This is a genomic window from Bradyrhizobium lablabi, assembly GCF_018129385.1.
In the GTDB taxonomy this organism is placed as follows: domain Bacteria; phylum Pseudomonadota; class Alphaproteobacteria; order Rhizobiales; family Xanthobacteraceae; genus Bradyrhizobium; species Bradyrhizobium lablabi_C.
In genome coordinates this window covers 1-16,654 of sequence record NZ_JAFCLN010000005.1, presented here as the reverse complement: position 1 = coordinate 16,654, position 16,654 = coordinate 1, and the positions used below count along the sequence as shown (strand labels likewise).

15 protein-coding genes are annotated in these 16,654 nt (G+C 63.4%); 3 read left to right on the top strand and 12 right to left on the bottom strand.

The window, feature by feature from the left end; all coding sequences use genetic code 11:
* Nucleotides 1-131: 131 nt before the first annotated feature.
* The 12 genes from JQ628_RS11985 to JQ628_RS11930 form a co-directional block, all read right to left on the bottom strand.
* Nucleotides 132-1,298: an acyl-CoA dehydrogenase family protein gene (locus tag JQ628_RS11985; protein WP_212222776.1), complete on the bottom strand. Its 1,167-nt coding sequence runs from the start codon at nucleotides 1,296-1,298 to the stop codon at nucleotides 132-134.
* A gap of 38 nt (nucleotides 1,299-1,336) precedes the next feature.
* Nucleotides 1,337-2,332, bottom strand: coding sequence for an OmpA family protein (locus JQ628_RS11980; RefSeq protein WP_212222775.1), 996 nt, complete (start codon nucleotides 2,330-2,332; stop codon nucleotides 1,337-1,339).
* A 98-nt stretch (nucleotides 2,333-2,430) separates the two neighbouring features.
* Complete coding sequence (locus tag JQ628_RS11975; RefSeq protein ID WP_212222774.1) at nucleotides 2,431-3,630, bottom strand: CaiB/BaiF CoA transferase family protein; 1,200 nt, start codon at nucleotides 3,628-3,630, stop codon at nucleotides 2,431-2,433.
* A gap of 155 nt (nucleotides 3,631-3,785) precedes the next feature.
* Nucleotides 3,786-3,986, bottom strand: a complete 201-nt coding sequence (locus JQ628_RS34500; RefSeq protein ID WP_249127812.1) for a hypothetical protein — start codon at nucleotides 3,984-3,986, stop codon at nucleotides 3,786-3,788.
* A 153-nt stretch (nucleotides 3,987-4,139) separates the two neighbouring features.
* The gene (locus JQ628_RS11965; RefSeq protein WP_212222772.1) at nucleotides 4,140-5,309 is read right to left on the bottom strand and encodes an acetyl-CoA acetyltransferase; all 1,170 of its coding nucleotides are present in this window, start codon (nucleotides 5,307-5,309) and stop codon (nucleotides 4,140-4,142) included.
* Between the two features lie 36 nt (nucleotides 5,310-5,345).
* Complete coding sequence (eda, locus tag JQ628_RS11960; RefSeq protein ID WP_212222771.1) at nucleotides 5,346-6,002, bottom strand: bifunctional 4-hydroxy-2-oxoglutarate aldolase/2-dehydro-3-deoxy-phosphogluconate aldolase; 657 nt, start codon at nucleotides 6,000-6,002, stop codon at nucleotides 5,346-5,348.
* A complete protein-coding gene (locus JQ628_RS11955; protein ID WP_212222770.1) occupies nucleotides 5,999-6,913 on the bottom strand; it encodes a sugar kinase in 915 nt (304 codons plus the stop codon). Before JQ628_RS11955 ends, eda begins: the two co-directional genes overlap by 4 nt.
* 9 nt (nucleotides 6,914-6,922) lie before the next feature.
* On the bottom strand, nucleotides 6,923-7,909 hold the full coding sequence (gene denD, locus JQ628_RS11950) for a D-erythronate dehydrogenase (RefSeq protein WP_212222769.1): 987 nt from the start codon (nucleotides 7,907-7,909) through the stop codon (nucleotides 6,923-6,925).
* Between the two features lie 48 nt (nucleotides 7,910-7,957).
* Nucleotides 7,958-8,893 carry a carbohydrate ABC transporter permease gene (locus JQ628_RS11945; protein ID WP_212222768.1) on the bottom strand — a complete coding sequence of 312 codons (936 nt, stop codon included), beginning with the start codon at nucleotides 8,891-8,893 and terminating at the stop codon, nucleotides 7,958-7,960.
* Nucleotides 8,886-9,845, bottom strand: coding sequence for a carbohydrate ABC transporter permease (locus JQ628_RS11940; RefSeq protein ID WP_212222767.1), 960 nt, complete (start codon nucleotides 9,843-9,845; stop codon nucleotides 8,886-8,888). Before JQ628_RS11940 ends, JQ628_RS11945 begins: the two co-directional genes overlap by 8 nt.
* A 77-nt stretch (nucleotides 9,846-9,922) precedes the next feature.
* The gene (locus tag JQ628_RS11935) at nucleotides 9,923-11,242 is read right to left on the bottom strand and encodes an ABC transporter substrate-binding protein (RefSeq protein ID WP_212222766.1); all 1,320 of its coding nucleotides are present in this window, start codon (nucleotides 11,240-11,242) and stop codon (nucleotides 9,923-9,925) included.
* An 83-nt stretch (nucleotides 11,243-11,325) separates the two neighbouring features.
* The gene (locus JQ628_RS11930; protein WP_212222765.1) at nucleotides 11,326-12,393 is read right to left on the bottom strand and encodes an ABC transporter ATP-binding protein; all 1,068 of its coding nucleotides are present in this window, start codon (nucleotides 12,391-12,393) and stop codon (nucleotides 11,326-11,328) included.
* Between the two features lie 212 nt (nucleotides 12,394-12,605).
* On the opposite strand from JQ628_RS11930, the gene JQ628_RS11925 reads away from it, so the two are divergent.
* The 3 genes from JQ628_RS11925 (at nucleotide 12,606) to JQ628_RS11915 (ending at nucleotide 16,557) form a co-directional block, all read left to right on the top strand.
* Nucleotides 12,606-13,634 carry a LacI family DNA-binding transcriptional regulator gene (locus JQ628_RS11925; RefSeq protein WP_212222764.1) on the top strand — a complete coding sequence of 343 codons (1,029 nt, stop codon included), beginning with the start codon at nucleotides 12,606-12,608 and terminating at the stop codon, nucleotides 13,632-13,634.
* A 197-nt stretch (nucleotides 13,635-13,831) separates the two neighbouring features.
* A complete protein-coding gene (locus JQ628_RS11920) occupies nucleotides 13,832-15,658 on the top strand; it encodes an IlvD/Edd family dehydratase (protein WP_212222763.1) in 1,827 nt (608 codons plus the stop codon).
* A gap of 167 nt (nucleotides 15,659-15,825) precedes the next feature.
* Nucleotides 15,826-16,557 (top strand): SDR family oxidoreductase, encoded by a 732-nt coding sequence (locus tag JQ628_RS11915; RefSeq protein ID WP_212222762.1) that lies wholly within the window; start codon nucleotides 15,826-15,828, stop codon nucleotides 16,555-16,557.
* Nucleotides 16,558-16,654: the final 97 nt, after the last annotated feature.

Sequence of the window (16,654 nt, the reverse complement as noted above, 5' to 3'; positions counted from 1 at the left end):
CCGTTCTCTCGTCATTCCGGGGCGCGCCACTTGGCGCGGGCCCGGAATCCATAACCACGATCGGGAGTATGGATTCCGGGCTCGCGCTACGCGCGCCCCGGAATGACGAACCGAGAGAGCGCGCCCTCATCTCAATACGACTTCGGCAAGCCCAACACTTTCTCAGCGATAAAACTGAGAATGAGCTGCGGGCTGATCGGAGCGATGCGGGGGATCAGCGATTCCCGCAGGTAACGCTCGACGTGATATTCCTTAGCGTAGCCGAAGCCGCCATGGGTCATCACCGCCTGCTCGCAGGCGTGGAATCCCGCTTCCGCCGCCAGATACTTTGCGGCGTTGGCGGCCGGACCGCACGGCAAGCCCTGGTCGTATTGCCATCCCGCGCGCAGCACCATTAGCCAGGCGGCTTCCAGCTCCATCCAGTTCTTCGCCAGCGGATGCTGGATCGCCTGGTTCATGCCGATCGGCCGGTTGAAAACGATGCGGCTCTTGCCGTAGGCGGCGGCGCGCGACAGCGCGATCTGCCCCAAACCCACCGCTTCCGCCGCGATCAAAATCCGTTCTGGATTCATGCCGTGCAGGATGTATTCGAAGCCGCGGCCTTCTTCGCCGAGACGGTCCTCCAGCGGGATCTCGAAATTCTCGAAGAACAGCTCGTTGGAATCGACGGGCTTTCGGCCCATCTTCTCGATCTCATGCACAGTGACGCGCTGCTTGTCGAAGTCGGTGTAGAACAGGCTTAGCCCCTGCGTCGGCGTCTTCACCTCTTCCAGCGGCGTGGTGCGCGCGAGCAGCAGAATCTTGTTGGCGACCTGCGCGGTCGATATCCACACCTTCTGGCCGTTGACGATGTATTTGTCGCCCTTGCGCACCGCGCGCGTTTTCAACTGCGTGGTATTGAGACCGGTGTTCGGTTCGGTCACGGCAAAGCAGGACTTGTCGCGGCCGTCGACGATTCCCGGCAGCATGCGGTGGCATTGCTCCCTGGTGCCGAATACGACGACCGGATTGAGCCCGAACACGTTCATATGCACGGCCGAGGCGCCGGACATGCCGGCGCCGGATTCCGCAATCGTCCGCATCATGATTGCGGCATCCGTGATGCCGAGACCGGAGCCGCCGAACTCCTCGGGGATGCAGATGCCGAGCCAGCCGGCATCCGCCAGCGCCTTGTGGAAGTCGGCGGGATAGCCGCCTTCCTTGTCCTTTTTCAGCCAATAGGCATCGTCAAAGCGCGAGCAGATTTTGCCGACCGCGTCGCGGATCGATTCCTGGTTGGCCGAGAGTGCAAAATCCATTTGTCCGCTCCTCTGTGCCGCCGACGGTATGCCGCCCGCTACTGAAGCACCATCTCTACCCGGCGATTGCGCGCGCGGCCGGCGTCGGTCGCGTTGTTGCCAAGCGGCGCGTAGCTCGCAACGCCTGCTGCCGACAGCCGTTTGCCGTCCACCTTGTAGGCCGTAGCCAGGGTATCGACGACCGTCTGGGCCCGCGCCTTTGACAGCGCGAGGTTGGACTCGAGCGAACCCTGATTGTCGGTGTGCCCGACGATATGCACCTTGAGCGAGGCGTCGGCCTGGAGCACCTTTGCCATCTGATCGAGTTGCGGCTTCGATTCCGGCTTGATGACGGCCTTTCCGGTGTCGAAGTAGAGGCCGTACAGCGCGACCTTGCCTTCAGCCTGAAGTCCCTTCGTCAACGCACCGGCGTCGACGACGACGTTGCCGGTCTCCATCACCTTGGGTTCGACGATCTCGACGACCGTAGCGACGTATTTATCGGCCAGCGCGATCGTCCCCGGCTTCGCCGAGAGCACCGCGACATGCAGCGTCGTGCCCGATGCGTTCACCGTGCCGTACCAATAGCGCTCGGTCCCGGAGGTTTGCCACTGCTGTAGCAGGGTGATCGGGCTCCAGCCCTCCAACTGGGCTTTCGGCAGCGACGGGTTGGCCGGCACTGCGCGAAACTGTACGAAGTTGCGTGAGCCGCAGTCCTCGGCGCAGCCGTCGCGCCTCACCGCGCCGGCGCGCTCCAGCGCCTGCTCGTAATTGCGCTGCACCTCCAGCACCGACTTCCCGCCGGGGGCAAGATAGAACAGGCGCGTCACGCGGCCCTCGACCCGCACGACCTCGCCGCTGTTCAGGGGGATGCCGACCTGGTCGAAATTTTTGGCATCCTGCGCGACCAGCCAGGAGCCGGTATAGCGGCTGATCAGCGCGTGGTCGCGCGCATCGGGAGCGTCGGCCGGCATGGCGGCAAGGGCAATGACGGGTGCGGCGAACGAGAGGCCGAAGGCGAGGAGCACGAGGCGGATCGATTTCGAAGGGATCATTGGCAAATTCCAAATTCCGGCACGCAGGGAGCGTGACCAATACATCAATAGCTTTACCCGCGTGTGTCCGGCGGACGCTGGATCGGCATGCTCCGAGCCTACGTTACCGCCTTGCTGACGCCATTTTGCATCATCGCGGAGATCTCGTCCTCGGTGTAGCCCGCTTCCTTCAGTATCTCGGCGCTGTGCTCGCCGAGCCGCGGCGCCAGCCGCTCCGTCTCCACCGGCGTCTGCGACCAATTCGCCGACACCTTCATGCTGCGGATCTTTCCCTCGGTCGGATGATCGACCACGGGGAAGCGGTCGGTCGTCACCATGTGCGGATCGACCAGCAGGCTTTCGAGATCGTGCATCGGCATGACCGGCACGTCGGCCGTCGTCAAAATTTCCATCCACTCCTCGGTGGTTTTGGTCTCGAGGATGCGCGCGAGCTCGGCATAGACGTGGTCGATATTGATGGCGCGTCCGGCGAAGGTGGAAAATTTCGGATCCTTGCGCAGGTCGTCGCGGCCGGTGGCGGCGAAGAAATTTTCCCACTGCTTGTCGTTGTAGACGATGACGCAGATGTAGCCGTCGGAGGTCTTGTAGGGCCGGCGGTCGCGGGAGAGATGGCGGGCATAGCCGCCCTTGTCGAGCGGCGGATCGTAGGTGAGCCCGCCCATGTGGTCGCCCATCACAAAGCTCGCCATGGTCTCGAACATCGGAATGTCGACGCGCTGGCCCTGCCCGGTCCTGTCGCGATGCACGAGGCTGGCGCAGATCGCGCCGACCGCGGTCAGCCCGACGATGCGGTCGACCAGCGCGTTCGGCACGTAGCGCGGCACGCCGTCGGCGGAAGTCTGCGCCATCAGCGCCGGCAGCGCGGTCGCGCCCTGGATGAGATCATCATAGGCCGGCTTTGCCGCATACGGCCCATCCTGGCCGAAGCCGAACACACCGGCATAGATCAGCCGCGGATTGATTTTTGCGACCACGTCATAGCCGAGCTGTAGCCGTGCCATCGCCTGCGGCCGCACGTTGTAAACCAGCACGTCGGCCGTCTTGATCAGCCGCAGCACCGCATCGCGGCCGGCCGGCTTCTTGAGATCGAGACAGATCGAGCGTTTGCTGCGGTTGGTGTTGAGGAACACCGGCCCCATGCCGGCATGCCGCGTCGGCCCGATCTGCCGCGTGACGTCGCCATCGAGCGATTCCACCTTGATGACATCGGCGCCGTAATCGCCGAGCATCTGGGTCGCATAGGGGCCCATCAGCACGGTGGTCATGTCGATGACCTTGATGCCCTTTAGCGGTCCCATGTCACAGGTCTCATGGCTGCCGTTCGCTCCCAAAATATCGTTGGGACCTAGTAACGGCAGCGCAGCGCCAAGATCAAGCGCACCGGGCGTATGGCCGTATGCGCGGCGTCGACGTTAAAGCGGCGACGACAGACGCTGAAGTCGATGCGCAACAGCTATTTCTTGAGCCGTGCTTCCCGCTCGTTGGTCAGCCGTTCGAGCTCGGCATTCTGCTGACTGATGCGATCGGCGATCCGCGCCTCGCTCTGTTCGCCCGACGCGCCGGCCGCCTGTTCAATCAACTGCCTGATGTTGTCCCGAAGGATTGCGATCCGATCATTGAGCTCGGTCAGCGATAACGAACTCTCATCGCCCATGACGCGTTCCTTCCTGTCATCGTCGTCCCGGCCAAGCGAAGCGCGAGCCGGGACCCATACGCCGAGGCTTGTCCGTGATGCGCTGGAGCTAACTGCCCTCGTAACAATTGATATCGGTGGCTATGGGTCCCTGCGTTCGCAGGGACGACACGACTACTTCACCGGCTCCAGCAGCGAAACATAGTTAGCAACCGCGGCGCCGCCCATGTTGAAGATGCCGGCAAGCTGCGGATTCCTGAGCTGCATGCCCTCGGGCGCCTGTCCCGTGAGCTGCATCGCGCTCATCACATGCATCGAGACGCCGGTGGCGCCGATCGGATGTCCCTTGGCTTTCAGGCCGCCGGACGGGTTGACCGGCAGCTTGCCGTTCTTTTGGGTCCAGCCTTCCAGAATCGCGCGCGCGCCCTGCCCCTTCGGCGTCAGGCCCATCGCTTCATATTCGATCAACTCGGCGACGGTGAAGCAGTCATGGGTCTCGACAAAGGACAGGTCGTTCAGCGTGACGCCGCCCTTTTCGAGCGCGCGCTGCCAGGCCACGGTGCAGCCCTCGAACTGGAGGATATCGCGCTTGGACATCGGCAGAAAATCCTGCGCGTGCGCGGTGGCGCGGAAGTTGACGGCCTTGCCCATGGTCCTGGCGGTCTCGCCGTCGGTCAGCACCAGCGCGGCCGCGCCATCCGATACCAGCGAGCAATCGGTGCGCTTCAGGGGGCCGGCAACGTACGGATTCTTCTCGCTCTCGGCGCGGCAGAATTCAAAACCAAAATCCTTGCGCATCTGCGCGTAGGGATTGGCAACGCCGTTCTTGTGGTTCTTGGCGGCGATCATGGCGAGCGCATCGGACTGGTCGCCGTATTTCTGGAAATAGCTTTGTGCGATCTTGCCGAACACGCCGGCGAAGCCGCCGACAGTGTCGCCATCCTCCGGCAGATACGACGCCTTGAGGAGGTTCTTGCCGATCTCGGCGGAAGGCGTGCGCGTCATCTGCTCGACGCCGACCACCAGCACGATTTTTGCCGCGCCCGCATCGATCGCGCGGATGCCCTGATGCACGGCGGCGGAACCGGTGGCGCAGGCGTTTTCGACGCGGGTGGTCGGCTTGAAGCGCAGCGCGGGATCGGCCTGTAGCACCAGCGAGGCCGTAAAATCCTGCGGAGAGAAGCCGGCGTTGAAATGCCCGAGCACGATCTCGTCGACATCCGAAGCGGCGATGCCGGCATCCGCCAGCGCCTCGTTCGCAACCTTCACCACGAGGCTTTCGACCGTCTCGGCGTCGAATTTTCCGAATGGCGTATGCGCCCACCCTACGATGCTGGCCGTCATGCTCGTTCTCCCGACATTTGCTGAATCGCTTGTAGCCTATCTATCCCTAGGTTTCAGCGATTTCATGGCCCGCTCGCACATGGCGGTTATGCCAGCCCAGTTGCCGGCCCTGATCTCGGCGGGCGGGCAGAGCCAGGAGCCGCCGACGCAGAGCACATTTGGCTCGGCCAGCCAGGAGGCCGCATTGGCTTCCCCAATGCCGCCCGTTGGGCAAAACCTGGCGTTCGGAAACGGCCCGGCCAGCGCCCGGATTGCCCTGATACCGCCGGCCTGCTCGGCCGGGAAGAATTTGACGAGGTCAAAGCCCGCGGCCAGCGCCGCCATCAACTCCGAGGCGGTGGCGACGCCGGGGGCAAACGGCAGGTTGCTCGCCGCCGCGGCCTGGAGCAGTTCTGGCGTGGCGCCCGGGCTGATGCCGAACACGGCGCCCAGCTCCCTGGCGCGGGACAGATCGTCGCCGTTGAGGATGGTGCCGATCCCGACCACGGCATCGGGCACTTCCGCAATGATCGCCTTGGCCGCATCCACCGCCACCGGCGTGCGCAGCGTGACTTCGAGCACCCGCACGTCGCCGGCCACCAGCGCTTTCGCCAGCGGCACGGCATGCTCCAGCCGTTCGATGGTCAGCACTGGAATAACGACGGCCTGCCGGAACAGCGCGGCGAGCTTTTCCCGTCTTGGTATCGCAGTCATTTCGTGGCCCTTGCCGGCATCGCCTCACGGGGAATGATCGCACCGGGATAGCATACAACCACACCGGCGAGATGGTGCCCGGCGCGGGCGGCTTGAACCGGATCGGCGCCGCCAAGACGCGCGGCGAGATAGGCGGCGGCAAAACTGTCGCCGGCGGCGGTGGTGTCGACGACGGGGCGCGCCACCGGCTCGGCCTTCACCGCCTGCGCGAGGCCGTCGACGCGAACGATGCTTGCGGGCTCGCCGAGCTTCATCACGACCTCCCCGGAAAGAATTCGCGCCATCAGGCGTTCTTCGTTTTCGCCGGGATAGAGCGGCAGCAAATCCTCGGTCGAGGCCAGCACGATATTTGCAGCCTCAAAGGCGTCGTGAAATACCGTTCGCGCCACGTCCAGATCGGGCCAGCCGCGCGCGCGGAAATTGGTGTCAAAGGCGATGCGTGCGCCTTTCGCCCTCGCCTGCCCGAGCGCGGCAATCAACCTGCTACGGCCGGCCTCGCCAAGGATCGAGAGCGTGATCGCCGAGAGATAGACGACGTCATAATCAGCGAGCGACTGGAGGATGTTCTCCGTATCGGGCAAGTCCATCAATTGCCGCGCGGCGGCGCTCTCACGCCAGTGGAAGAATTTTCGTTCGCCCCTGGCATCCGTCTCGATCATGTAGATGCCCGGCAGCTTGCTCTTGAGCCGAGCCACCTTCGCCGTGCCGACGCCTTCGGCCTGCCAGCCGGCGATCATCTCGTCGCTCAGCGTGTCATCGCCAAGCGCAGTGATGTAGTCCGTCTCGATGCCAAGGCGCGCGAGATAGACCGCCGTGTTCAAGGTGTCGCCGCCAAAGCCGCGCGAGAACAGCCCGCCGGGCGCGGGCCGCAGCTCGATCATGCATTCGCCGATGCAGGCGACCCTGGCCATGCCACCGCCTCAGGCGGCAAATTTTCCGCCGAGTTCATCCTCGATGTGGATGCGGATGATGTCGTCAAACGTCTTCTCGGCCGTGGTGAAGCCGAGCTTCAGCGCGCGGTCGGTAACGAAATCGCGCGGCCAGCCGCTGACGATGCCGATGATGGTGGGATCGGGGACGCGCTTGATGCGCGCGACGACCTTCTTGCCGGCGACGCGCTCGAGCGCGGCAATCTGTTCGCCGACGGTGGCCGCAAGGCCGGGCATGCTGAGATTGCGCCGCGGCCCGATCGACTGGAGATCCATGGTGCCGGCGTGGACCAGGAAGCCGACCGCCGATTTCGGCGAGGCGTGCCAGTGCTTGACGTCGTCGGAGACCGGCAGCACGGCTTCCTCACCCGCCAAGGGCTCGCGGATGATGTTGGAGAAGAAGCCGGAGGCCGCCTTGTTCGGCTTGCCCGGCCGCACGCAGATGGTCGGCAGGCGGATGCTGATGCCCTCTAACAGGCCTTTCCGCGTGTAGTCATTGATCAGGAGCTCGCAGATCGATTTTTGCGTGCCGTAGCTGGTCAGCGGCGTATGGAAGAACTCGTCGCCGATCTTTTCCGGGAATGGCGCGCCGAACACGGCGATCGAGGAGGTGAACACCAGCCGCGGCTTGTAGCCGCCGCCGACCGCACGGATGGCGTCGATCAGGTAGCGCGTGCCGTCGAGGTTGATGCGATAGCCCTTGTCGAACTCAGCCTCCGCCTCGCCCGAGACGATCGCGGCAAGATGGAATATCACGTCCGGCCGTTCGGCCACCAGCGGCGCGGCGGCACCGGAATCGGCGAAATCGGAAGCCACGACCTTGACCGGGATTTTCGCATTGGCCGGTTTGGTCGGCGCCACGACATCCTGCAACGTCATGCTGGTGATGTCTGTCTTGCCGAGGCGCCCGTCGCGCAGCAGCCGTTCCGTGAGCTTGCGGCCGACCATGCCGGCGGCGCCGAGAATCAGAATGTGCAAAAGCCCTACTCCCTTTTGTTCTTGTTACCTGAGACGGGCCTTAATCGATCACTCTTTCACGGCGCCGGTCATCGCCGACACATAATGCTCTACGAAGAAGGCGTAAAGGATAACCAGCGGCAGCGAGCCGGCCAATGCGCCCGCCATCAGCGAGCCCCAGCGGTAGACGTCGCCGTCGACGAACTCGTTGACGATCGCGACCGGCACGGTCTTGTTCTGGGTCGATTGCAGGAAGGTCAGCGCGTAGATGAACTCATTCCAGCACAGCGTGAAGCAGAAGATGAAGGCCGAGATCAGGCCGGGCACCGCCAGCGGCAGCACGATCTTGATCAGGATCTGCCAGCGGCTGGCCCCGTCGATCAGCGCGCATTCCTCCAGCTCGAACGGAATGGTCTTGAAATAGCCCATCAGCAGCCAGGTCGAGAACGGGATCAGGATGGTCGGATAGGTCAGGATCAGCGCCATCGGCGAGTCGAACAGGCCGTACTGGAACACGACGGTGGCGAGCGGAATGAACAGGATCGACGGCGGCACCAGATACGCGAGGAAGATCAGGCCGCCGACGAGGTTGGCTCCCTTATAGCGTAGGCGCACGATCGCATAAGCCGCCAGCACGCTGGCCGTGATCGACAGGATGGTGGCGCCGACGGCGACATACATCGTGTTCCACAGCCACATCGGATAGTGGCTTTCGAACAGCAGCTTGTAAAAATGCTTGAAGGTCGGATTCCAGGTCCAGAACGGGCTGTAGGTCTCCATGTCGAGCAATTGCTCGTCCGGCTTCACCGAGGTCAGCGCCATCCAGTAGAACGGGAACAGCAGCACGAAGACGATGATCCCCAGCGGCAGATAGAGCGTCACTAGCCGGCGTGGCACCGACTGTAGATAGCTCATGCCTTCGCTGTGGTCGGCCCGTGCGACGGTCGGCGCGGAGCCAGACAGCACGCCCTTGAGATTGATGTGGGTGGTCGGGAGATCAGTCATTGTTTTCTCCCTGCTGCCATTTGCGGCGCTGCAAGCCGAACCATGACACCATAATCGCCGCCAGCAGGAACGGGATCATCGCGCTGGAGATCGCGGCGCCCTCGCCCAATTGTCCGGCGATGATGGCGCGCTGGTACGACAAGGTCGCCATCAGGTGCGTGGCGTTGACCGGGCCGCCGCGGGTCATCGCCCAGATCAACTGGAAGTCGGTGAAGGTGAACAGCACCGAGAAGGTCATCACGACCGCGATGATCGGCGTGAGCAAGGGATAGGTGATGTGGCGGAACATCTGCCAGCGCGTCGCGCCATCCAGCGTCGCCGCCTCGTAGAGCGAGGGCGACACGGTCTGTAGGCCGGCCAACAGCGTGATCGCGACGAACGGCACGCCGCGCCAGATATTGGCGAAGATCACGCAGATGCGCGCCCATGTGGGATCGCCGAGGAAATTGATGTTGTGGTCGATCAGCCCGAGATGCCGCAGCGACCAGGAGATGATCGAGAACTGGGAATCGAAGATCCACCAGAACGCCAGCGCCGACAGCACCGTCGGCACGATGAAGGGAATCAGCACGGCCGCGCGCAAGATCGCCTTGAACGGCATGTGCTCGTTGAGCAGCAGCGCCAGATAGAGCCCGATGCCGAATTTGATGGCGCTGGCGACGAAGGTATAGAGCAGCGTGTTGAAGACCGAGAGCCAGAAAATGGCGTCGTCCCACAGCCACTCGTAGTTTTCCAGCGCGATGAACTGCCCGACGCGGCCGATCTTGGTGTCGGTGAAGGACAGCCAGATACCGAGTCCGAGCGGATAGGCCAGGAAGAAAATCAGGAACGCCATCGCCGGCATCATGAACCAGAAGCCGAGCCAGTTCCGGTTGTGCTTGACCTGGTCCCACGCGGTCGCTTCGCGGATTTCCGCCTTGGCTTTTGCCGGCGTGAGTGCGATGTCAGCCATAGCCTGTTTCCCTGGGCGGTGTCCCGTTCAGCCTGGGTGAGGCGGGCGGCGAATGACCGCCGCCCGCCGCGACCTCATCAGCGATAGATGCGCTTCAACTGCCGCTCGGCTTCCGCCATCGCGCCCTTGGCATCCTTGGCGCCGGTGCAGTAGTTGGCGAACATGTCGACCACGATGAAGTCGGCGATCGCAGTCGCCGCCTTCTCGCCTACCTTGCCGATGCCGGAAGCCGGCAGCGCGCGCCTCGAAGCCTGCGCGAACACCGCGTTCTTCGGATCAGCCGTCCACACCGGCGAATTGTCGTAGGCATTGAGCGTGTGGGTGAGATAGCCCCGCGCGCCTGTCAGCCACTTGTCGTAGTTTTCCTTCTCCAGCATGAAGGCGACGAAGGCCTTCGCGGCGTTCGGGTACTTCGTGAAGTTGAACGCCAGGATCGGCACCGCGAGCTGGAGCTCGGTCGGCTTGCCGATCGGGCCCACCGGCCACAGCGCGTGATAGGTGTCCTCGGTGAGATCCTTCATCTTCGGATCGTCTTTGGCCGCGACGTAGATCGAGATGCCGTTGGCGGTGCAGTAGAGTTCGCCCGCCAGGAACGCCTTGTTGTTCGAGCCGTCATTCCAGGACGCGGTGCCGGGAATGAAGGTGTCGGAAAGCTGCTTGCAGTAGTCCAGCGCTTTGGCGGTCTCAGGCGAATTGATGATGACCTTGTCGTCCTTGTCGACGGTCCAGGCGTTGTGGCCCCAGAGGATCCAGTGCAGCCAGGCATTGGCGTCGCCGGTGGCGTGACCGAGCGCAAAGCCGGCCGGCGTGTTGTTCTTCTTGAGCGCCTTGCAGAGCTCGAGGAAGCCCGGAAAATCCTTCGGGAATTCCTTGAAGCCGGCCTTCTCGACCGCGGACTTGCGGTAGGTCATGTAGCCGCCGATGGTGGCGACGGGAATGCCGAGCCAGTCATTGCCGAGCATGCAGGTCTTCTGCGCCGCGTCGGTCCAGCCGCCGTATTTCTTGCCGAGGTAATCGGCAACGTCGTTCATCTTGAGGACCTTGGTGGGGAAGAGCTGCGGCAGCGTGTGCAGGCCCCAGGCGAGGTCGAGGCCCGAGCCGGTATTGGCGGCGACGGAGGCCTTCGGCTGCACGTCCTCGAAGGATTCCGAGAACACGTTCATCTCGGTGCCGGTCGCGGTCTTGAACGCGGCGACCATGGCGTTGAAGGCATCATCCTCCGCGGGCACGAAGCGCTTCCAGCGCATCACAGTGAGCTTGGCGCCGGATTCCGCCTTCCAGGGCGCGGCCTGCGCCCAGGCTTTTGCGAAGTCGAGCAATGCGGGCCCGGTGAGCGCGCCCGCGGCGGCCAGTGCAGTGCCGCCCTGAAGAAGCGAGCGACGTGTAAAATCGTGCATAGAACCTTCCTCCCGATATTTTTTGTTCAGTTGTTCATTCGCTCTCCCGAGTCTTCTTCATTCCCGATTATTGGTTTCGGGTTTCAGCTATTCAGCCGCTTGCCTGTCGTCTCGTCGAACAGATGCACGAGCGACGGATCAGGCTTGAGCCGGACCTTGTCGCCCGGACTGAATTGATGGCGCTCGCGGAACACGGCGACGACCTGCTCGCCGCCGATCTTGGCGAATACCTGGGTCTCCGAGCCGGTCGGCTCGACCACGACGATCTCGGCTTCCGCACCGTCATCGGCGATGGTGAAATGCTCGGGCCGCACGCCGTACACGACGGGCTTGCCATCGGAATTGGCGGGCGCGGTCTTGAGCGGCAGCTTGACGCCGTTCGGGCCCTCGAAGCTCGCGCTACCATTCACCTTGATCTTGCCCTTGAGGAAGTTCATCGCGGGCGAACCGATGAAGCCGGCGACGAACTGGTTCTCCGGACGGTCGTACAGTTCGAGGGGCGAGCCCATCTGCTCGACGATGCCGTCATGCATCACCACGATCTTGTCGGCCATGGTCATGGCCTCGATCTGGTCGTGGGTGACGTAGACGGTGGTGGTGCGCAGGCGCTGATGCAGTTCCTTGATCTCGGTGCGCATGGCGACGCGCAGCTTGGCATCGAGGTTGGACAGCGGCTCGTCGAACAGGAACACCTGCGGGTCGCGCACGATCGCGCGTCCCATCGCCACGCGCTGCCGCTGGCCGCCGGACAACTGCCGGGGATAGCGTTCGAGCAGCGGCGTCAGCGCCAGGATTTCAGCGGCGCGCTTGACGCCGGTGTCGATCTCTTCGGACTTGGCGCCGCGCAGCTTGAGCGAAAAGCCCATATTGTCGCGCACCGTCATGTGCGGATAGAGCGCGTAATTCTGGAATACCATCGCAATGTCCCGCTCCTTGGGCTGGACATTGTTGACGACGCGGTCGCCGATCGAAATCGTGCCCGATGTGATGTTTTCCAAGCCCGCGAGCATGCGCAGCAGTGTCGACTTGCCGCATCCGGAGGGACCAACCAGTACAACGAACTCGCCGTCCTCGATCGGGACCGTCACGCCGTGCAAGACTTCAAAAGTGCCGAACGATTTTCGCACGTCGCGAATATGGACCGACGACATCCACTTCCCTCCTTTAAGATTTCCCGGCGGCGTGCGACGGGCGCCGCCACCGTTTCCGTTGTTTTTCTTGTCCGACTTCGCATCAAGCGAGGTCTGTCCGGACCGATATTGTCCGCAGTTTATACGGTTTTGGCAATCGTTCGATTAGCAATCGCTTGGTAGCGCTGTCAATAGTGGTTTGATTGCTGACATTCCTGTGATATGAGCGCCGAATGGGACGAAAACGCACCAAGCCCGGCAAGATCAGGCTTACCGAGGTCGCCGAACTGGCCGGCGTCAGCCCGATCACCGCCTCGCGCTTCTTCCGCAATCCGGAAGCGCTTTCGTTGACCAAGCGCGTGCGGGTCGAAAGTGCGGCGAAAGAGCTCGGCTATGTGCCGAACCTTGCCGCGCGCGCGCTCGCCTCGCAACGTACGGAAGTGATCGGTGTCCTGATCCCGTCGCTGACCAACAACGTGTTCTCCGACGTGCTGCGCGGCATCTACGACGCGGTGGATGGCAGCCGCTACAGCGTGCAGCTCGCCAACACCCGCTACAGCATCCTCCAGGAAGAAAAGCTGCTGCGCCTGTTTCTGGCGCAGAAGCCGGCCGGGTTGATCGTCACCGGCATCGATCAGACGCCGGAATCCCGCTCGATCATGGAATCGGTGGATTGCCCGATCGTTCAGTTGATGGAAACCGGCCCCGATCCGGTCGACATGATGATCGGCTTTTCGCACTCGGACGCCTGCCGTGCGGCGATTTCGCACCTGTTTGCACAAGGCTGCCGCAGGATCGGATTCCTCGGCGCACGCATGGATCCGCGGGTGCAGCGGCGGTTTGACGGTTATGTCGCCATCATGAAGGAAGCCTCGCTCTACGATCCGCGCCTCGTCGTGACGACGCCGCTGCCGACCTCGGTGACGCTCGGCGGGGCGCTTTTGGCCGATCTCCTCACCAAGGCGCCGGATACCGATGCGGTGTTCTGCGCCAATGACGACCTCGCGCTCGGCGTGCTGTTCGAGTGCCGCCGCCGCCACATCTCGGTACCGGAGCAGATGGCGATATCGGGCTTCAACGATCTCGAATTCATGGCCTCTGCCGTCCCGACGCTCACCAGCGTGCGCACCAACCGTTACGAAATGGGCAGGGACGCTGCCACGATGGTGATCGAGGCGATCGAAGGAAGACGGCCCGAGCAGCGGGTCGTCGACCTCGGATTCACGGTCATGGAACGCCAGAGCTCGATGCGTCGGACCTGACGGGTGCCGCCTCGCGCGGCAATCATTCGGCAACACAAGAAGCAAGACAAATTGATAGCGCAATCATCCATCTAGAACTAAGGTTCAATCCGGCAAGGCCATCAGCGCAGTCGTCCGCCGGTTTGTAATGAAAGCGAATTTGCGCTTGTTAGGACGGAAGACCCTGAACGGGCCGGTTTGAAATGCGGGAGGAACCAATGACAAAAAGCGCCAACGGGCACGACAAGTCCGCCAACGGCAAGGGCCGAAAACTCCGATCCACCGAATGGTTCAATAACCCGCATAATCCGGGGATGACCGCGCTCTATCTGGAGCGCTATCTCAATTACGGCCTCACCCGCGAGGAACTACAGGCCGGCAAGCCGATCATCGGCATTGCGCAGACCGGCAACGACCTCTCCCCCTGCAACCGGCATCATCTCGATCTCGCCAAGCGCGTGCGCGAAGGCATCCGCGCTGCCGGCGGCATCGCGATGGAGTTTCCGACCCATCCGATCCAGGAAACCGGCAAACGCCCGACCGCGGCGCTCGACCGCAACCTCGCCTATCTCGGTCTCGTCGAAGTCCTGTTCGGCTATCCGCTCGACGGCGTGGTGCTGACCACCGGCTGCGACAAGACGACGCCCGCCTGCCTGATGGCGGCGGCGACCGTGAACCTGCCGGCGATCGTGCTGTCGGGCGGACCGATGCTCAACGGCTGGCACAAGGGCGAGCGCACCGGTTCCGGCACCGTCGTCTGGAAGGCGCGCGAGCAGCTCGCCGGCGGCGAGATCGACTACGAGGAATTCATGAACATCGTGGCCTCCTCCGCGCCTTCGGTCGGCCACTGCAATACCATGGGCACGGCCTCGACCATGAACTCGCTGGCCGAAGCGCTCGGCATGTCCCTGCCCGGCTGCGCTGCTATCCCGGCGCCCTACCGCGAGCGCGGTCAGATCGCCTACGAGACCGGAAAGCGCATCGTCGAGATGGTCTGGGAGGATCTGAAACCCTCTGACATCCTGACCCGCAAGGCGTTCGAGAACTGCATCGCCGTCAATTCGGCGATCGGCGGCTCGACCAACGCCCCGATCCACATCAATGCGCTGGCGCGCCATATCGGCGTCGATCTGTCGATTGACGACTGGCAGAAGCACGGTCACGACATTCCGCTGCTGGTGAACATGCAGCCGGCCGGCTTCTATCTCGGCGAGGAATATCACCGCGCCGGCGGCGTGCCGGCGGTGGTGCGCGAACTCATGAAGCACAAGCGCATCCACGAGGACGCCAAGACCGTCAACGGCCGCAGCATGGGCGACAATTGCCGCGAGGCGGCCAAGCCCGACAATGAGGTGATCTGGAGCTACGACAAGCCGCTGGTGAAGGACGCCGGTTTCATCGTGCTGCGCGGCAACCTGTTCGATTCCGCGATCATGAAGACCAGCGTGATCTCGAAGGAGTTTCGCGAGCGCTATCTGGTCAATCCGAAGGACCCGAACGCCTTCGAGGGCCGCGCCATCGTGTTCGAGGGACCGGAGGATTATCACGAGCGGATCGACGATCCGAAACTTGCGATCGACGAGCACTGCATGCTGTTCATCCGCGGCGCCGGCCCGATTGGCTATCCCGGCGGCGCCGAGGTCGTGAACATGCAGCCGCCGGCCGCGCTGATCAAACGCGGCATCCTCTCGCTGCCGTGCATCGGCGACGGAAGGCAGTCCGGCACCTCGGGCTCGCCGTCGATTCTCAACGCCTCGCCGGAAGCCGCCGCCAATGGCGGGCTTGCGGTTCTCAGGACCGGCGACAAGGTTCGCATCGATCTGAACAAGGGCACCGCCAATATCCTGATAACAGACGAAGAGCTGAAGAAGCGTCACGCCGAGCTGAAGGCCAAGGGCGGCTTCGCCTACCCGGCCAACCAGACGCCGTGGCAGGAGCTCTACCGCTCGACCGTCGGCCAGCAGGCCACCGGCGCCTGCATGGAGTTCGCCACCCGCTACCAGGACATCGCCGGCCGCGTCGGCGTGGCGCGGGATAATCACTAGCATCGGGTCGCAGCGGCGGCCCTCGCCGTCGCAGCACCCCCGCCGTCATTGCGAGCGAAGCGAAGCAATCCAGCTTCCTTTCCACGACAAGAAAGCTGGATTGCTTCGTCGCTTCGCTCCTCGCAATGACGACGCAAACAACATCCGCCGAATTCAAGGGAGAAGAAATGTCAGACCGCCTGAAGGGCAAGCGCGCCTTCGTCACCGCCGCCTCCGCCGGCATCGGTCGCGCCTGCGCCGTCGCATTCGCGCGCGAAGGCGCCACGGTCATCGCCACCGATATCGATGAGGAGGGTCTGGCGACGCTGGCCAAAGAAGGCATCGCCGAGACGGCGCGGCTCGACGTCCGCAACACCGCCGACGTCAATGCCTTCGCCAAGCGCATCGGAAAAATCGACGTGCTGCTCAACGCAGCCGGCTTCGTGCATCACGGCACGATCCTGGACTGCTCGGAAGAAGACTGGGATTTTTCGTTCGACCTCAACGTCAAATCCATGCACCGCACCATCAGGGCGTTCCTGCCGGCGATGATCGCCGGCGGCGGCGGCAGCATCGTCAACATCTCCTCCTGCGCGGCGCTGCGGCCGCCGGCCAACCGCTACGTCTACAGCGCCTCTAAGGCCGCGGTCTCGCTGCTGACGCGCGCGGTCGCATCCGACTTCATCACGCAGGGAATCCGCTGCAACAGCATCTGCCCCGGCACCGTGGAAACGCCCTCGATGCTGCAACGCGCCGCCGCGGCCGGCCCGGACGGCAAGGAAAAATTCGTCGCCCGCCAGAAGATGGGCCGGCTCGGCACTGCGGAGGAGATCGGGTCGATGGCCGTATATCTCGCCAGCGACGAAAGCGCATTCACGACCGGCGTCGATCTCGTCGTCGACGGCGGCTACATGCTGTGACTCCACCTCTCCCCGCTTGCGGCAGGGCTATCGCATATGACTGAGAATAGCCAAGAGGAAGGCGTTGTCCCAGCCGGCGCGCTTGATTTTGCGGCGC